Genomic DNA, 2375 nt, shown 5'->3' on the forward strand with positions numbered 1-2375 from the left:
CGCTGTGGATAGATAATGACTGTCCCTCGCGGAGTATCTACCTCAATAGGATCAGCGAAAAGCTTTTCATTCCACTTGTCAATCTGCTTTGCCATTGTGCAGCATAGCTTATCAGCAGACCATTTTGCATTGTTATCGAGTTTACTGCGAAATCGTTGAACGCCTGCGCGAATGGTGGATATGGCATCGTCTGTACCGTCATCATTCAACCCATTTCTTCCGTCTGGCAGAGCAATGCGCATAGCTTTGCGCAGACTGTCGAAAACATCACAACGCCAGTGCAGTTCTTGAACTCCTTGTTGAAACCGGATGTCATTGATTAAGTCTGAAACAATCCGTGTCAGTTTGATAACGGATTGTTTTCCGATTTTATCAGTATCAGGACAGTAAGCCAATAGCTTCGGCAAATGTTGTTGTCCCTCCAAAAGTCTTTCGGAAAAGACCAGTAACGGACGGTCAAAAGGAAAACCATAACCGTCTCCGCTGTGCTTGCTCTGCAACATCCAAAGTGTCATGGAATACGCAGAGGCCAATGGCAACAGGTCTGTATTTTCAGGAAGTTCACCGGAGAGAAAAGCTTTTGCCAGTAATTCAGGGGCAGAATCCTGTCCGCTCAACCGTTGCTTTATTTCCCGTGCCAGCGCATGGAGCCGGGGACTTGTTTTGTGTTTACGCAGGCACGAGCGCAGAGAGCTGTAGGCTGGTTCAAGGAAATCTTTACCTATGTCACGCAGAAAATGAAAATGGCAGATAAAATCAGGTGTTCCGGGGAATACTTCGGATACTGCCTTGCAGATGCCTTTACCCATGTCATGAACACAAGCCTGTGGAGCGCCAAAGTCTTTTTGTAATTTTTGCAGAAAAGGTGCAATATGATCTGAATGCTCACTTGGAATTTTCACATTACCCAGGACAATTTCACTCAGACTGTCCATGCCCGTCATCAGTGCCGGTGCATTCCCATCGTGGGTTGCATCCAGATGGAGGACATATCCGCCGGAGAGCCTCATTGATTGACGAATTTTCGGTGTTGCCTGCTGATGACAAGTAGCAAGACAGGAGATAAACTTATATCCCAGGTAACTGATTTCAGAATTACTGATATGCACATTGCGTGAATATAATTCAGTGCTGACTTCCTGGATAGTGCGGTACCGTTGAAACAGTGCCCGCCCTATGTAAACCAGAACATCATAACCGACGTTACACCACTTCGGAACCAGTTGCAGCAAGGCGTCAGAGCCGAAAATGCGGGAGCAGGACGGACAGTGCAATAACGTCTCATGAGCAACAAACGGACCTGTCATGCTCAGGACTGTTTTATGACGTGTTTTCTGTACAACAAGCTGATCTCCACAATGACACACTGTCCTTTCAGATACAAATCGAACAACCGGTGGCCTGGAAAACAGCGCGGCCGGCAAGACCTCCTGTGCTAACTGCCACAGACAGGACTTTAATGCCCGCCAGGAGGCCGGTCCGCAGTTAACATCGTTTTTTTTAAAGCATACTGCTGAAAAAGTCTTTCTATCTGTGCGACCTCGACGGTGACTTTCCTGCTGCGTTTGATCGTTTTGGCTAACTGTGCAAAACCAGCTTTGGGATTGCGGATAAATTCCACCAGAACCAGGACCGCAATTTCTGCTGGTAATTGTTGTATCTGTGCACTTTGCACAGATATAGCCCGGCGTTGCCTGGCTGCAGTACGAGGATCGGCAGCGAGATAGATAAATGAGCGTCCTGTCTTCTGGCGCTGCAGTTTTTTCCTCCTGTGCAACTGAACCAGCACAGTATGACACCGGCAGTACAATTTTTCGCCTAATTGTTCGGCAGTTACTCCCGCAGGGCTGTTTGCAGTGAGAACGATCAACGTTTTGGTTAAACTGCCTGCACGGGAAAAACCTATCTCTTGGTGGAACCAAAGTCCGTCCCGATTGAAGCTGGGAATCGAGCAGAGTGTATACCACTTTCCGTTGTGAGTGAAGCTGCTGTAGTATCCCACCGCAGTGAGGAATCGGCGAACCGATGGAATGGAATATTTCAGTTCGGCTGATAGTGGTTCGATCATCCAGCATGGTTGCTTTGTAAAGAGGATAGAGAGTTGTTCGTTGATTCTGGAAGCGGCTGCCATAATGACCTCTTGATAAAGTATTGCACATTGAAACAAATAATACCATATTTTGCATTACTTTATCAACATTAAGGACACTTGCCAAGAACTTTTTTACGCCGATAGACTTGGGACAGCTTTTAATTATTACGTGTTGATTCAGGATGTTATATATTCACCACGCTTCGCACACATATTTTGTTTAATGAAGAATCTCTTTTGAAAAATGAGAAAGTATGGCATAAATAATTGCTCAACCCTTTGA

The 2375-nt window shown here is 46.1% G+C and carries 2 protein-coding genes; both read right to left on the minus strand.

Going from position 1 to position 2375, the window contains the following annotated elements; all coding sequences use genetic code 11:
• A partial coding sequence (locus tag K8S15_11870) for a transposase (GenBank protein ID MCD4776732.1) occupies window positions 1-1424 on the minus strand: 1424 nt, incomplete at its 3' end.
• A gap of 32 nt (window positions 1425-1456) precedes the next feature.
• Window positions 1457-2131, minus strand: coding sequence for a BlaI/MecI/CopY family transcriptional regulator (locus K8S15_11875; GenBank protein MCD4776733.1), 675 nt, complete (start codon window positions 2129-2131; stop codon window positions 1457-1459).
• Window positions 2132-2375 lie beyond the last annotated feature (244 nt).

The organism is Candidatus Aegiribacteria sp. (assembly GCA_021108005.1).
Lineage (GTDB): Bacteria > Fermentibacterota > Fermentibacteria > Fermentibacterales > JCC-6 > Aegiribacteria.

Excerpts from the sequence above, each read along its gene's own strand:
- K8S15_11875 (MCD4776733.1), bottom strand. The coding sequence starts at position 2,131 with ATGGCAGCCGCTTCCAGAATCAACGAACAACTCTCTATCCTCTTTACA.